The sequence below is a fragment of the Steroidobacter sp. genome, assembly GCF_016790065.1.
GTDB lineage: Bacteria > Pseudomonadota > Gammaproteobacteria > Steroidobacterales > Steroidobacteraceae > Steroidobacter.
Window position 1 is genome coordinate 1 of record NZ_JAEUPY010000168.1, and the last position, 14,239, is coordinate 14,239.

Sequence of the window (14,239 nt, forward strand, 5' to 3'; positions counted from 1 at the left end):
TCTGGTGGGCTTAAAGCGCGTGGTGGACTACAACGTCCGCGTGCGCGTCAAACCCGACGGCACGGGTGTCGTGACCGACGGCGTCAAAATGAGCATCAATCCTTTCGATGAGATCGCGCTGGAAGAAGCGCTTCGCATCAAGGAAAAAGGCGGCGCCACTGAAGTCGTGGTCGTCAGCATCGGCCCGGCCGACACGCAGCAACAGCTGCGCACCGGTCTCGCCATGGGCGCCGACCGCGCCATCCTCGTGCAGGCGGACTCGGCGGTTGAGCCGTTGGCTGCCGCCAAGATTTTCCTGAAGCTGATCGAGAAGGAAAATCCCCAGATCGTGTTGCTCGGCAAGCAAGGCATCGACGACGACAACAACCAGACCGGCCAGATGCTGGCCGCATTGTGGGATCGTCCTCAAGCCACCTTCGCATCCAAGGTCGAACTGGACGGCGCTAAAGCCAAGGTCACTCGCGAAGTGGACGCCGGCCTGGAAACCATCGAAGTCGATCTGCCGGCGGTGTTCACCACCGACCTGCGCTTGAACGAGCCGCGCTACGTGAAGTTGCCGGACATCATGAAGGCCAAGAAGAAGCCGCTCGACACGGTGGCCATCGCCTCCCTCGGCGTGGACACGGCGCCGCAGTTCAAGACGGCCAAGTACGAGCCGCCCGCCTCCCGTTCCAAGGGCGTGATGGTGAAGGATGTGGGCGAGCTGGTCGCCGCTCTGAAGAACAAGGGGCTCGTCTAATGGCCAAGATTCTCATCGTCGCCGAACATCTCGGCGGCAAGCTCAATCCCGCCACTGCCAAGTGCGTGGCCTGCGCCAGCGGAATCGATGGCGCCCAGATCGACATCGCGGTGTTCGCAACTGATGGCGCTGCCGTCGCCGCCGAAGCTGCGAAGATCCAAGGCGTGAAGACCGTGCTCACGGTCAACAACGCTGCCAATGCCGAGCCGCTCGCTGCTGTGCTCGCTCCACAAGTTGCCGCTGTCGCTGCCAACTACACGCACGTGTTCGGTCCGTCGACCACGTTCGGCAAAGACTTGTTGCCGCGAGTCGCCGCGCTGCTCGGTGTCGGTCAGCTCAGCGACATCATGGCGGTCGAAGGCGCTTATAAGTTCCGTCGTCCGGTGTACGCCGGCAACGCCATCATCACTGTGGAAGCTCCGCAGGATAAGAAGCTGGTCGCCACCGTGCGTACCGCGTCGTTCCAGCCGGCTCCGTCGGGTGGCAACGCTGCGGTCGAAGCGGCGAATGTTTCTGCGTCACTGCCCTCTCACACTCGCTTCGTGTCTCGCTCGGCGGCCGCTACCGGTCGTCCGGACCTGCAGACTGCGTCGCGCGTGGTGTCGGGTGGTCGTGCGCTCGGCAGCGCCGACACCTTCAAGATCATCTTCAGCCTGGCAGACAAGCTCGGTGCTGGCGTCGGTGCCTCGCGTGCCGCTGTGGACGCGGGCTACGCAGCCAACGAATTGCAGGTCGGCCAGACCGGCAAGATCATCGCGCCGGAGTTGTACGTCGCCGTCGGTATCTCAGGCGCCATCCAGCACCTGACCGGCATCAAGGACGCCCGTACCATCGTCGCGATCAACAAGGACTCTGAAGCGCCGATTTTCGAAGTGGCCGATATCGGCCTGGTCGGCGATTTGTTCACCGTCCTGCCGGAACTGGAAAAAGCGCTCGGCTGAGCGCCGCCAGTTCGCCAATAAAAAAGGCCGCCGCGACTCGAATCGCGGCGGCCTTTTTCTTTGCTAGCTGATTACGGCTGGCCGATTACAGCTGGCCGAGCACGTATTCGGCGCTCGACACCTTGAACTCGCCCTTCTGCTCGACGTTCACCTGCTTCACCACGCCGTCATCCACCACCAGCGCGAAACGCTGGCCGCGAATGCCCATGCCGTAGCCGCTGGCGTCCATATCCAGCCCCAGCGCCTTGGTGTAGTCGGCGTTACCGTCGGCCAGCATGTCCACTTTGCCGTCGGTGTTCTGGGACTTGCCCCAGGCCTTCATCACGAACGCGTCGTTCACCGCGATACAGGCAATCGCATCGACGCCCTTGCCGCGCAACTCGCTGGCCTTTTCCACGAAGCCCGGCAGATGCTTGGCATCGCAGGTCGGCGTGAACGCACCCGGCACCGAGAACAGCACGACCTTGCGGCCTTTGAAAAACTCTTCCGCGTTGACCTTCTGCGGGCCGTCCTTGGTGATTTGGGTGAAGCTGCCCGCAGGAATTCTGTCGCCGACTTTGATCATGACTCTCCCCTCGCGAATGACGAGAACTTTCGAGCTGGCCATTCTAGCGAGGCGCGCCTCAAATAACTAACGTCCCTCGGGCCCCCAGGATGTGGGAACGCATGAGCGCCGAACTCCAGTCGCCGTCACGCGCCTCCAAAGCGCGCACGATTTCCAGGTGGTGCGAAGCGCTGCGAATCAAATCTTCGTCCTGATAAGTCGCAAATGTTTTCAACATCAGCGGCGCTTCGATCAACGACGCCAACGCCGACACCAGTCGCGGACTGCCGGCAAACTCATGAATGCGTCGGTGAAAATGACTGTTGAGATGACCGACGCGCTCGAGATAACCCTCGGGCTTGGCCAAAGTCTCGTGATATTGATCTTCGGCGAGTTGCCGCAGCTCGGCGATACCTTCGGAAGAAATCCGACGTGCCGCTCTCGCCGCGCCATACGCTTCTAACATTGCGCGCAATTCATACACGTCCTCCCGATCTTCGGTGGTCCACTCGGTGACGATGGCACCTTGATGAGGCACGAATTCCAACAGTCCTTCGGCGTGGAGTTTTCGCAACGCCTCGCGAACAGGTGTACGACTCACGCCCGCGACTGCCGCTACTTCTTGCTCCGTGATACGTGAGGAGGCTGGATACACGCCGCGCACGATGCCTTCACGTACGGTGTGATACGCCTTGTCCACTGCCTTAGCCATGGTGCTCCTTCCGACGTTTAGTTGTTTGGAGGGCCAGGGACCTCCTATGACGCGAGTGTATACGCGCCCCGCCGTGTGAAGCAGCAGTCTGAGCAGGCCGCCAGAGCAAAATACTGGCAGCACTAACTTAAGTTAGGGAGCGGATCTATCTTGCAGGAGATGCCGGAAAGCCGCCGGCCTTGGAGACCATGCTGGGTACCGGCTTGCCCCGCTGCTCGCCCAGCCACTTGGCAGTGGTGATGAGTTTGTTCAGATCGATGCCGGTGTCATAGCCGGCACGCGACAACATGTACACCAAATCTTCGGTGCCGACGTTACCAGTGGCATTGGGAGCAAACGGACAACCGCCGACGCCACCGACGCTAGCATCCAAAGTTTTCACACCGGCCAGCACCGCGGCGTATGCATTCGCGACTGCTGTATTCCGTGTATTGTGAAAGTGACAGCGAAGAGCGACATCGCCGATGGCGGCGCGCACCTGTTCCACGAGCGCTGTAACTTGACTCGGAACCGCAACACCGATGGTGTCGGCGATGGCGATCTCGAGCGGTTGCGTAGCGGCGAGCCGCTGACAAACATCCACTACACGTGCGGCTGGCACTTCGCCTTCGAACGGGCAACCGAACGCCACCGACACGGTAACTTGCATTCGCACACCGGCTTCGCGAGCCAACGGTGCAATCTCTTCCACGTTACGAATGTTTTCTTCGATGGTGGCGCCTTGGTTGCGCTCACCGAAACTGTCCGTGGCCGTGGCGACTAAACCAACTTCAGTGCAACCCGCCGCGAGCGCGCGTTCGAAACCTTTGCGATTCAGCACCAAGCCCACGTATTGCACGCCCGGTACTTTAGGCAGCCCAGCCATGACCGCTTCGGCATCGGCCATCTGTGGCACGCGTTTGGGATTCACGAAGCTCGCAACTTCGATACGGCGCAAACCCGCGTCGACCAGGCGCTGAATCAATTCGAGTTTGGTCGACGTCGGCAGAATCTCAGGCTCGCTCTGCAAGCCGTCACGCGGACCCACATCGACGATTTCAATCGTTCGCGCCATGATCGTTGCTACCTCAATGACTGTCGCAGGCATCGCCGTCGGTGATCGCGCCGAGTGAGGCGCTACTGACCTCGCGAGCATACTTCGCGAGTACACCACGGCGGGCATAAGGCTCCGGTGCCTTCCACTGCGCCCGACGTTTCGACAACTCTTGCTCGCTCAACGCCACCTGAATTTCACGCGACTGCGCGTCGATGGTGATTGCATCGCCATCGCGAATCAAACCGATCGGACCACCGACCGCCGCTTCCGGCGCGACATGACCGACCACAAAACCGCGGCTGCCGCCGGAGAACCGGCCGTCAGTGACCAATGCGACCTTGTCGGCCAGGCCGGCGCCGGCAATGGCACTGGTGGGGCTCAACATTTCGCGCATACCCGGTCCACCTTTGGGGCCTTCGTAGCGAATAACAACCACGTCGCCGGCTTCGACCTTGCCGTCCAGAATGGCCTGCACCGACGCTTCTTCCCCATCGAACACGCGTGCGCGGCCGGTGAATGACAAGCCTTCCTTGCCAGTGATCTTGGCCACCGAGCCTTCCGGTGCCAGGTTGCCATACAACACCACCAGATGGCTGTCCGGCTTGATGGGTTTGTTGAAGGCGTAAATGATGTCCTGATTCTTCGGATACGGCTTCACGCTCTTAAGGTTCTGAGCCAGTGTCTTGCCGGTGACGGTCAGGCAGTCCCCGTGCAGCAGCCCTTCTTTGAGCAGGATTTTCATGAGCGGTTGAATGCCGCCGATGCGCACCAGCTCCGACATCATGTATTTGCCGCTCGGGCGCAGATCGGCGAGCACCGGCACTTTCTTACCGATGCGAGTGAAATCGTCGAGCTCCAGTTTCACATTCGCGGCGTGCGCGATAGCGAGCAGATGAAGCACGGCGTTGGTCGAGCCGCCGAGCGCGATGACTGTGGTGATCGCATTCTCGAAGGCTTCACGCGTCATGATCTGCGACGGCGTGATGCCCTGCTTGGCGAGCTTCACCACCGCCTTGCCGGCGTTCTTACAATCTTCGATCTTTTGCTTGGACACGGCGTCTTGCGCCGAGCTGTTGGGCAAACTCATGCCCATCGCTTCGATGGCCGAGGCCATGGTGTTCGCGGTGTACATGCCGGCGCAGCTGCCCGGCCCCGGAATCGCTTTGCGCTCGATCTCGTCCATCTGCTTCTGAGTGATCTTGCCGCTGGTGAGCGCGCCACGAGCTTCGAACACCGAGATCACGTCGAGATGACCTGCGCCCGGGCGAATGGTGCCGCCGTAGACGAACACCGCCGGACGATCCAAGCGCGCCAGCGCCATCATGCAGCCGGGCATGTTCTTGTCGCAGCCACCGATGGCGACCACGCCGTCAAAGCCCTGCGCGCCGGACACTGTCTCGATGGAGTCGGCGATCACTTCGCGCGACACCAGCGAATAACGCATGCCAGGCGAACCGTTGGAAATACCGTCGGACACGGTGATGGTGCCGAAGGTGGTGCTCTTGCCGCCCGACGAGTCGACCGCGGCGGCCGCAGCCTTGGCCAGCTTGTCGATGTGCATATTGCACGGCGTGAGATTGCTCCACGTGGAAGCGATACCGATGGCCGGCTTCTTGAAGTCGGCATCCTTGTAGCCAACGGCTCGCAGCATGGCGCGACTGGGCGCCTGCTTCAGGCCATCGACCACTTCACTGGAATAGCGACGGAAATTGACGGCGGGCTTGGGAGCTTGCTTTTTCGTGGCCATGAGTGCTCGAACGACAGGCAGGAAGAGAGCGACGGCCTCTATTGTAGAGGCCGTCGCTGCAGACTAGGCAAGTTATTAGACCAGAGCTTTTTTATATGTGAATCACGGCGCTCTTCTGCGCGCCTTTTTTCGCGTGCAAACCGGCGATACGCATGGCCAGCTCCAACGCCTGTTCATGATTCAAGCGTGGATCGACCTGCGATTTATAAGCACGCGCGAGGTCTGCATCCGTCAGACCCCGAGCGCCGCCTGTGCATTCGGTGACATCTTCGCCTGTCAGCTCGAAATGCACGCCCCCGAGCCAAGAACCCAATTCGCGGTGGATACGGAAGGCCGACTCCAACTCGCTCAAAATGTTTTCGAAGCGCCGGGTCTTCAAGCCCGACGTCGCGGTTTCAGTATTGCCGTGCATGGGATCGCACACCCACAACACCGGACTGCCGGTGGCACGCACCGCTTGAATCAGCGGCGGCAAACGCTTTTCGATGTCCTTCGCGCCCATGCGATGGATCAGCACGATCCGACCCGGCTCATTGTTCGGGTTGAGCGTCTGGATCAGGCCCTGCACCCATTCCGCACTCATCGACGGGCCGACTTTGATGCCCAGCGGATTGGCGATGCCACGGAAGTATTCGACGTGCGCGCCATCGAGCGCCGCGGTACGCATGCCGATCCAAGGCAAATGCGTCGACAAGTTGTACCAGCGCTGCGAGCGCGGGATGTAGCGCGTCTGTGACTGTTCGAGCAACAGATGCAGCGCTTCGTGACTGGTGTAGAAACGAGTGGTGGTGCTTTCGTGAATCGGTTGACCCGAGGCCGCTTCGAAAAAGTCCAACGACTCGGAGATCGACTGCACGATCTTTTCGTACGCGTCCTTCGACGGCGAGTGCCGCATGAAGTCCAGATCCCAGTACTCGGGATGATGCAGATCGGCGAAACCGCCATCGATCAGCGAGCGGACAAAATTCAGGGTGAGCGCCGAACGCTCATAGCCTCGCAACAGTAGCGACGGATCGGGTACGCGTTCCTGCGCCGTGAAACCAGGGCGGTTCACATTGGCCCCCCGGTAGCTCGGCAAGGTCACGCCATCGCGCGTCTCGGTATCCGCCGAACGGGGCTTTGCATACTGCCCGGCCATGCGGCCGACCCGAATCACCGGCTTCTTCAAGCCATAGACCAGCACCAGGCTCATCTGCAGCAGGATCTTGAGCTTCTTGGCGATCTTGTCGGACTCGCAGTCCTCGAAGGTCTCGGCGCAGTCGCCGCCCTGGAGCACGAAGCGCTCGCCGCGCTGAGCCGAGGCGATCTGCTCTTTCAACGCTTCGATTTCCCAGGAAACCACCAACGGCGGCAGCCGGGACAACTCGGAGACCACGGTGTCCAGCGCCGCCGGATCGGGATAGGTCGCTTGCTGCTGGGCCTGTTTGGACTGCCAGCTGGAGGGGTGCCACTGAATCAAGTCAGGATTACGCGTCATAACGGCCGGGAGACTAGCACTCGATCAGTGCGAAGCATACGGATCCAGGTCGAAAATTGCATACAGACAGGGCAGCGAAGCGTCTGTCCGTGCCGTCCACGTTTACAGTTCGGGGCCAGCGGCCTTAAATGAGCCCCTTTGCACCACCGTAGCGCTTGGGAGCGAGCATGGCCAAGGTTCTGATTCTCGGTGCCGGCAAGATCGGCGCGTTGATCTCCGGGCTGCTGGCCGAGTCCGGCTCGTACGAGGTGCACCTCGCCGACGTGAGCGCTGCAGCCGCTAACGCAGTGGTCGGCGCGCATCGCTTCGCCAACCTGCATGCGCACCATGTTGATGCAGCCGACGTTGGCGCACTCAGCGCTCAGCTCGCGAAGCATCCGGTCGATGCGGTCATCTCCAGCCTGCCCTACTACTGCAACGTCGGTGTCGCCGAAGCGGCACGCAAAGCCGGTACGCACTACTTCGATCTCACTGAAGACGTCGAAGTCACGCGCGCGGTTCGCAAGATTTCCGAAGGCGCGTCGCAAGCGTTCGTGCCTCAGTGCGGCCTGGCGCCCGGTTTCATCTCCATCGCCGCCAACGAATTGATCGGCCACTTCGACGAACTGCGTGCCGTGAAATTGCGCGTCGGCGCCCTGCCCCAACATCCCAACAATGTTTTGAAATATTCTTTGACCTGGTCCACCGAAGGCTTGATCAACGAATACGGCAATCCTTGCGAAGCCATCGTCGATGGCCGGCGCATCGAAGCGGCGCCGCTGGAAGGCCTGGAAGAAATCGAGATCGACGGCACGTTGTACGAATCGTTCAACACATCCGGCGGTCTCGGTTCATTGGCAGAGACTTATGGCGCGCGCGTGCAGAGCATGGACTACAAGACCATGCGCTACCCGGGCCACTGCGAACAGATGCGCTTGCTGATGAACGATCTGAAACTCAATCACGATCGCGGTACGCTCAAGCGCATTCTGGAAAACGCCGTGCCCCAGACCTTGCAGGACGTCGTAGTGATCTATGTCGCCGTCACCGGCAAGCAGGATGGCGAGCTGCGCGAGGAAAACTACGTCAACAAGGTTTACCCGCAAGTGATTGCCGGCCGCCTGTGGTCGGCCATTCAGGTCACCACCGCTTCGGGGATCTGCGCTGTCGTCGATCTCGTGGTCAACGGCGGCGGCAAGCATCACGGCTTCGTGCGACAAGAAGACTTTCGTCTGCAGGACGTGCTGACGAATCGATTTGGCAAACATTACGCCGCGGTCGGCGGCAAAGAAGTCTCCGCCCACATCGTGGTCAGCGGCCAGGCGGGACATCAGAGGAAATGAGTATGCGCGATATTTTTTCAGCTCTGGACCTGAGCGACAGCAACTCCGGTGCCTGGTCGGCCGACGGCGGCTGGTCGAGCGACCGCTCCGGGCCGGTCATCGAATCAGTGAATCCCACCACCGGCGAGCGCCTGGGTCGGGTCCAAAGCGGCACCGCTGCCGACTACGAACGCATTCTGGTTTCGTCGCGCCGTGTGTTCGATCAATGGAAGATCGTGCCTGCGCCGAAACGAGGTGAAGCGGTTCGGCTGGTTGCGGATGAACTGCGCAAACATAAGAGTGCTTTAGGCAGTTTGGTGACGCTCGAGGTCGGCAAGATCAAAGCCGAGGGCGATGGTGAAGTGCAGGAGATGATCGACATCGGCGACTTCGCCGTCGGTCAGTCGCGCATGCTGTATGGGCAGACCATGCATTCGGAACGGCCGCTGCATCGCATGTATGAACAGTGGCATCCGCTCGGCGTGGTTGGAATCATCAGCGCGTTCAACTTTCCTGTGGCCGTGTGGGCGTGGAATTCTTTTCTCGCTGCCATTTGCGGCAACGTGAGTGTCTGGAAGCCGTCGCCCAAGGCGCCTTTGACTGCGGTCGCTGTGCAGAAGCTGGTGAATCGTGTGTTGGAGCGGCATGGTTTCCCCGGCATCTTTCAGCTCCTGATCGCGGGCAACGAGTTAGCCGAGAAGCTGGTCGATGATCGCCGCGTCGATCTCGTGTCCTTCACTGGCTCGACAGCGGTCGGCCGCAAGGTTGGCGAGCGCGTCTCTGCTCGCCTCGGCAAGAGCCTGCTGGAGCTGGGCGGCAACAACGGCATCATCGTCGATGAGTTCGCCAATCTGGACCTTGCAGTGCCGTCCATTGTGTTCGGCGCTGTGGGCACTGCTGGCCAGCGCTGCACGAGCACGCGGCGTGTGTTCGTGCATGCTTCTCGCTCCAAAGAGCTGGAGCAACGTTTGTTACGCGCCTACTCACAGGTGCGCATAGGCGACCCGTTGGAGACCGGGACACTGATGGGCCCACTCATCGATGAGGCATCGGTGCAGCGTTATCAGCAGGCCATCGAGAAGGCTCAGCGCGCCGGTGGGACGGTGCTTTGTGGCGGCAAGACTCGGCCGCCGGGGAATTTTGTGGAGCCCACCATCATTCGGGCACGCTCCGAATGGGAGATCGTGCAGACAGAGACGTTCGCGCCGATTCTGTATTTGATCGAGTACCAGTCACTCGACGATGCGATTGCCATGCATAACTCGTCGCATCACGGCTTGTCGTCCGCGATCTTCACGGACAACTTGCGTCATGCGGAGAAGTTTTTGTCGGCGCTCGGCAGCGATTGCGGCATCGCCAATGTGAACATCGGCACGTCAGGTGCCGAGATCGGCGGCGCTTTCGGCGGCGAGAAAGACACCGGCGGCGGCCGTGAGTCCGGCTCGGACAGTTGGAAGGCGTACATGCGGCGACAGACCAACACGATCAATTGGAGCCGCGAGCTGCCGTTAGCGCAGGGCATCGACTTCAAGGTAACGGGCTAAGTCACAGTGTCACGTAGCGAGTTTGCGATAGTCGGGGCTGGGGCGCTCGGTTCCATCTTGGCGGCTCATTTGATTCGGAGCGGGCGATCCGTCGCCCTGCTCGCCCGTGGGCAACGGGCGCAGCAGGTTCGCGAGCAAGGACTCCGTATCAAGGGCCTGAGCGAAATAGTGACCTCTGTCGAGCTGCTGACCGACCCGGCGCAATTGCGCGAAACCGGTACGCTCATCATCGCCACGAAAACGCCCGGCTCCGAACAGACGCTAGCCTCTCTACGCCACGTGCAACTCGATCGAGCCGTGTCGATTCAGAACGGCGTAATGAAAGACGATCTGCTCTCTCAGACTTACGGTCGCGACCGCACGTTGGGTGCGCTGGCCGACACCAGCGGCGAGTTACTCGCATCGGGCGACGTGCTATTCACCCGCAATGTGAACTTATTCATCGGCGAACTGGACGGCACGACGAGCGACACCGCTCGCAGCATCGTGAAAGCCATCGACGACGCCGGCGTGCGCACCACGCTGGTGTCCGACATCGTGTCTCGCGAGTGGAGCAAATTTGTTTGTTGGGTAGGTTTCGTCAGCTTGTCACTGACGACCCGCGCCATCACCTGGCGGTTCCTGTCCGACCCAGACGCAGCTCTATTGATCGTTCGGCTGACACGCGAGCTGGCCTCACTCGCCAAAGCTCTCGGTATTCCATTGACCGAAGACCGAGCCCTGTTGCCGCTACGCGCTGTGCTCGACGGCACAGAAGCAGAAGCCATCGAAGGGGTCCGCAAAGCCGGCGCCGACTACCAAGCTCGCGCACCAGAACATCGCATGTCCTCGCTGCAAGACTTACTGGCAGGCCGCGCCCTCGAAATCCACGAGACGCTGGGCTACGCGCTACGCAAAGCAAAAGACCTCAATCTGTCCCTGCCTGTGCTGGCCAACACCTATGCCCTAGTCAGCTCGATAGATCGCACGCGAGATCGTTAAAGCAGCTAGCAGCGAAAATCCGGGCGCGCTCGGTCGCTCGGCTTTCCCGCCTTCACCCACTTGAGTTTGGCGCGCAGGAACTCCAGTGCCGCATCGACCTGAGCTTTCTTCTGCTCCAGCTTCCCGATCTGTAGCTGCAAGACCGCAGCAGTACGGGCCGCGGATCGGGCCCCTAAGCGGTATTCTTCATTGAGGGCCGCAATCTCCCGCAACGAATAGCCCAGCGACTGCTGTACACGAATCATGCGCGCGGTGGTTACATCGTCAGCGGAAAACAGCTGATACGGGCTCGACCCGCCCTTCGCACTCCGCTGCGGCGTCAACAACCCTTTCTTGATATAGAAACGAATGGTGTCCAGCGGCAGCCCGGTGGCCTTCGCGAACTCGGAAATCAGCATGCTGGGCTTCTTGACCATGGACTATGGTCCACACTTATACAGACGCTTGTCAAAACCTGGAGATGCACGATGACGAGCGCTTCGATGACCTTGGGCACGCAGGGCTTGGGCTGCATGGGCATGAGCGAGTTCTACGGCGCCACCGATGAGACCGAGGCCCGAGCCACGCTGGAGCGAGCGCTCGACCTAGGCGTGGTCATGTTCGACACCGCGGACATGTATGGCATCGGCGCCAACGAGACCTTTTTGCGCCCGTTCGTCCGTGCCCACCGAGACCGCGTGGTGATCGCGACCAAGTTCGGCTACACACGCACTCCGGAACAACCGAACGACTGGAGCATCGATAATCGACCAGAGTTCATCAAAGCGGCTGTCGACCGCTCGTTGGCACGGCTCGGCATCGACTGCATCGATCTCTACTACATGCACCGACGCAACCCGGCGGTGCCCCTCGAAGAGTCCGTAGGCGCCATGGCCGACCTCGTGACCGCAGGCAAAGTTCGCTGGCTCGGACTTTGTGAAGTGAGCGCTGACGAATTGCTCGCCGCGCATGCCGTTCATCCGATTACAGCACTGCAGTCCGAGTGGTCGTTGTTTACTCGGCAGATCGAAAGCTCGGTGCTTCCGGCCGTCAAGAAGCTCGATGTCACCATCGTGCCTTATGCACCGCTGGGTCGCGGCATGCTCACTGGGCAGGCGTTCACGCAAAATCTGACTGATAGCGACTATCGGCCGCAGTTTCCTCGCTTCGCTGCCGAGAATCGGGCAGCGAATCTGCGACTCGTTGCAAAGATCGAAGAAGCCGCCGCGGCACTGGGCGTGACACCGGCGCAACTGGCGTTGGCGTGGCTCTATGCGCAGTCCCGGAAACTCGGCGTCAAAGCTGTGCCCATTCCAGGCACTCGCAAGCGCACTCGGTTGGAAGAGAACGTCGCTGCCGCGTCACTCAGACTCAGTGACGAAGTCATGGCCGCTTTGGAGCCGCTCGCCGCAGCTGTTCAGGGCGTCGCGGTCTAGGCACTCACACTCAAAATAAACGCCACCGTCGCCAGCAAACAGGCAACGGTTCTCAGATGATTCCATCGAGTCCAGGGGCCGCGATACGCCTTCCATTGGTTTTCCGGATCGGTCGCCGACGGCAGGACCTTTGCCAGTTGATCGTTGAGCGGTACGTTACGAATCATCGTGACGCCGAGCGAACCGATCAGATACAACAGCGCCCCGATCAGCACCAATGGCGTATCGAGCTGGCCCACGAGCAGCACCAGGCACAGCAACGCGGTGCCGAAGAACACCAGGAAGAACAGCGGATTCAGGATGGTGCGATTGATGCTGTTCATGGCAGCCACCGCGCCGGCCGCGGGCAGGCGATCGAGGGCACGCATGATGGTGTTGGAAAAGATGAAAAACAAACCGGCGTTGAGCCCGCAGCCCACACCGGCCACGAGGGTCAACAGCGTCCAGATTCGTTCCGTCATTGCTGCTCCACGAAGGCCTGGCCAAGGCCATCGTAGCAGAGGCAGCACTCAGGCGGCGCGCTGCACTTCGACTCGCGCTTTCTCGACCTGATCGGCGATGCGTTTGTCAGACACCGGCAGTGCGGCTTTCAAATCCTGCGCGAACAGTGAGACGCGAAACTCTTCGATCATCCATTGCAGGCGGTCCAACTCAGGATGCGTTTCACCGCGAGGTGCTTGCGAGCGCAGACGCTGATAAGCCTGAGTGGCCGGAGAGATTTGTTTCATCAAGTCGGCATCGCGCTTCTGGTTGCCAGGCGCTTTGTCGAGTCGACGCGTCAGTGCTTTGAAGTAACGAGGCAAGTGTGGCCACAGTGCGGCAGGCACGCTGGCAGGGAAGTCTCCCGGCACGAGCATTTGCAGTTGTGCTTGTACGTCGGAGCGCAGCGGCTGGAACGGCGCACCGTCGAGCGCAGCGAGTTTCATGCGAGAGTTTCGCAGTTCACGCAGCGCCGACGCGGTATGTTCGATCACTCGATCGGTCACTTCCCCGAAGCGCGCACGATGCCGATCCAGCAGCGAATCGAACTGTGCAGCCGATCGTGGTAACCCGCCCTGTTCGCTCAGGAAACATTCGACGAAACACTTCTCTGCCAAGGCCTCGGAGATGGGGCGCGAGTTGTTCAATCCCTGAGCAAGCAGCATCAGCTCACTGCGTTCCGAGCAGCGTTTGCGGGCGTACTTGAACTGCTCAGGCAATGCCAGGATCGCCAGCCGAAGTACGCCCAAGCGCAACAGACCCTCGGCATCAACCAGCGTGGCGGCTTCAGCCACTTCGACGCCCTCACCGCGATCACGCAGTGTCGGGTACACGGAGAAGCGCAATCCACGACGTTGCACCGACTCCTCGACAGCCAGATCGCCGAAGTCCCAGCGGCGATGCAAACCACCCGGTTTCGCGGATTTCGAATCGGCCGACTTGTCGACACTTTGAGCTTCAGTCTCGCGAACTGCGCGTTTCAATGCGGCCAGGTCGCGACCTTCCGCCAACGTCTTGCCGTCCAAATCAGCAACGCGGAAGTTCACTCGCAAATGATCCGGCAGCGGCAGCGCTGCAACGTCGTCAGCCGACACCGCCGTGCCGCCAACGCGAGTGATCCACTCAGCCACGGCCAAGTTAAATTCCTTCGACTCGTCGATCTCCGCGGCCGCGCGTGCCGCATGCTCGGGCACAGGAACGAAGGTCTTCCGAATCTGCTTCGGCAGGCTGCGTAACAGCTGCGTGATGGTTTCGACACGCCAGCCCGGAATCGGACGGGAAAAGTCGCCGATGACCGCGGAGCTCAGCAGCGGCTTGGGCAG

At 60.8% G+C, this 14,239-nt stretch carries 14 protein-coding genes; 6 read left to right on the forward strand and 8 right to left on the reverse strand.

All coding sequences use genetic code 11. The features are described from left to right. Window position 1: 1 nt before the first annotated feature. Together JNL55_RS07340 and JNL55_RS07345 are read left to right on the forward strand one after the other, a co-directional pair. The gene (locus JNL55_RS07340; protein ID WP_293851392.1) at window positions 2-739 is read left to right on the forward strand and encodes an electron transfer flavoprotein subunit beta/FixA family protein; all 738 of its coding nucleotides are present in this window, start codon (window positions 2-4) and stop codon (window positions 737-739) included. Next, entirely contained in the window at window positions 739-1,680 is a 942-nt protein-coding gene (locus tag JNL55_RS07345; RefSeq protein WP_293851394.1) for an electron transfer flavoprotein subunit alpha/FixB family protein, read from the forward strand. Before JNL55_RS07340 ends, JNL55_RS07345 begins: the two co-directional genes overlap by 1 nt. 85 nt (window positions 1,681-1,765) lie before the next feature. Here the strand turns inward: JNL55_RS07345 and JNL55_RS07350 are convergent, their stop codons facing one another. The 5 genes from JNL55_RS07350 to JNL55_RS07370 all read right to left on the reverse strand — a co-directional run bounded on the left by JNL55_RS07350 (window position 1,766) and on the right by JNL55_RS07370 (window position 7,196). Then, window positions 1,766-2,245 (reverse strand): peroxiredoxin, encoded by a 480-nt coding sequence (locus JNL55_RS07350; RefSeq protein ID WP_293851396.1) that lies wholly within the window; start codon window positions 2,243-2,245, stop codon window positions 1,766-1,768. Between the two features lie 58 nt (window positions 2,246-2,303). Next, window positions 2,304-2,936 (reverse strand): GntR family transcriptional regulator, encoded by a 633-nt coding sequence (locus JNL55_RS07355; protein ID WP_293851398.1) that lies wholly within the window; start codon window positions 2,934-2,936, stop codon window positions 2,304-2,306. Between the two features lie 145 nt (window positions 2,937-3,081). Further along, window positions 3,082-3,990 carry a hydroxymethylglutaryl-CoA lyase gene (locus tag JNL55_RS07360; protein WP_293851400.1) on the reverse strand — a complete coding sequence of 303 codons (909 nt, stop codon included), beginning with the start codon at window positions 3,988-3,990 and terminating at the stop codon, window positions 3,082-3,084. Between the two features lie 13 nt (window positions 3,991-4,003). Then, window positions 4,004-5,719 (reverse strand): dihydroxy-acid dehydratase, encoded by a 1,716-nt coding sequence (gene ilvD / locus JNL55_RS07365; RefSeq protein ID WP_293851402.1) that lies wholly within the window; start codon window positions 5,717-5,719, stop codon window positions 4,004-4,006. 91 nt (window positions 5,720-5,810) lie between these two features. Continuing rightward, complete coding sequence (locus JNL55_RS07370; protein WP_293851403.1) at window positions 5,811-7,196, reverse strand: class II 3-deoxy-7-phosphoheptulonate synthase; 1,386 nt, start codon at window positions 7,194-7,196, stop codon at window positions 5,811-5,813. 167 nt (window positions 7,197-7,363) lie between these two features. On the opposite strand from JNL55_RS07370, the gene JNL55_RS07375 reads away from it, so the two are divergent. From JNL55_RS07375 to JNL55_RS07385, 3 genes are read left to right on the forward strand one after another with little or no spacing between them, the layout of a single operon-like run. Then, on the forward strand, window positions 7,364-8,518 hold the full coding sequence (locus JNL55_RS07375) for a saccharopine dehydrogenase family protein (RefSeq protein WP_293851405.1): 1,155 nt from the start codon (window positions 7,364-7,366) through the stop codon (window positions 8,516-8,518). Beyond that, window positions 8,515-10,041 (forward strand): aldehyde dehydrogenase family protein, encoded by a 1,527-nt coding sequence (locus JNL55_RS07380; RefSeq protein ID WP_415923029.1) that lies wholly within the window; start codon window positions 8,515-8,517, stop codon window positions 10,039-10,041. Before JNL55_RS07375 ends, JNL55_RS07380 begins: the two co-directional genes overlap by 4 nt. Before the next feature lie 6 nt (window positions 10,042-10,047). Continuing rightward, the gene (locus tag JNL55_RS07385) at window positions 10,048-11,022 is read left to right on the forward strand and encodes a ketopantoate reductase family protein (RefSeq protein ID WP_293851409.1); all 975 of its coding nucleotides are present in this window, start codon (window positions 10,048-10,050) and stop codon (window positions 11,020-11,022) included. A gap of 5 nt (window positions 11,023-11,027) precedes the next feature. Here JNL55_RS07385 and JNL55_RS07390 read toward each other — a convergent pair whose 3' ends face one another. Then, window positions 11,028-11,438, reverse strand: coding sequence for a MerR family transcriptional regulator (locus JNL55_RS07390; protein WP_293851411.1), 411 nt, complete (start codon window positions 11,436-11,438; stop codon window positions 11,028-11,030). A 51-nt stretch (window positions 11,439-11,489) separates the two neighbouring features. On the opposite strand from JNL55_RS07390, the gene JNL55_RS07395 reads away from it, so the two are divergent. Continuing rightward, window positions 11,490-12,437, forward strand: a complete 948-nt coding sequence (locus JNL55_RS07395) for an aldo/keto reductase (protein ID WP_293851413.1) — start codon at window positions 11,490-11,492, stop codon at window positions 12,435-12,437. Here the strand turns inward: JNL55_RS07395 and JNL55_RS07400 are convergent. Then, window positions 12,434-12,898 (reverse strand): DUF1772 domain-containing protein, encoded by a 465-nt coding sequence (locus JNL55_RS07400; RefSeq protein WP_293851416.1) that lies wholly within the window; start codon window positions 12,896-12,898, stop codon window positions 12,434-12,436. The genes JNL55_RS07395 and JNL55_RS07400 overlap by 4 nt on opposite strands. A gap of 48 nt (window positions 12,899-12,946) precedes the next feature. Continuing rightward, a partial coding sequence (locus JNL55_RS07405) for a DUF3418 domain-containing protein (protein ID WP_293851418.1) occupies window positions 12,947-14,239 on the reverse strand: 1,293 nt, incomplete at its 5' end.